Source organism: Vibrio sp. 2132-1 (assembly GCF_033344315.1).
Window position 1 is genome coordinate 1 of record NZ_JAWPON010000808.1, and the last position, 530, is coordinate 530.

1 protein-coding gene is annotated in these 530 nt (G+C 46.2%); it reads left to right on the forward strand.

Features of this window, described 5'->3' with window-relative positions; all coding sequences use genetic code 11:
• Positions 1–372, forward strand: a 372-nt coding sequence (locus R8N47_RS28130; protein WP_318186471.1) for a thiol:disulfide interchange protein DsbA/DsbL, incomplete at its 5' end; no start/stop codon positions are given.
• Positions 373–530: the final 158 nt, after the last annotated feature.

A 530-nucleotide genomic window follows, 5' to 3' on the forward strand; every position in this document is an offset into this window, starting at 1 on the left:
GTGGCGTTTATGGGCGCAGACATGGCAGTGCCAATGGCAAAATCTTACGCAGCCATGGTATCGCTAGGTGTTGAAGATAAAATGGTGCCTGCGATGTTCGCGCAAATTCATCAAAAGCGCCAAGCACCGAAAAACGAAGACGAGTTAAAGAAAGTCTTCACGGACAACGGTGTCGATGGCAACAAATTTGACGCGGCGTACAACAGCTTTGCGGTTAGTTCGATGCAAAAGCGTTTCGATAAGCAGTTCAAAGAGAGCACTCTGACCGGCGTTCCTGGCGTCGTTGTGAATAACAAGTACATCGTTATTCCTAATGAAGTCCGTAGCTATGCCGAGTACAGCGAATTGGTGAACTATCTGCTAACGCTATAAATTAAAAGAAATGAAAAATGGCGGCCAAGTGGTCGCCATTTTTTTTGAACTCGTTATCTCAGTACGGTTGTACAAGCTTGAGTTGGTACGCTAGTCATGAATATCGCGTGCGGATAAAACAAGCTAGCAACGGTGATAGCGACATTGCACGGTTGTGC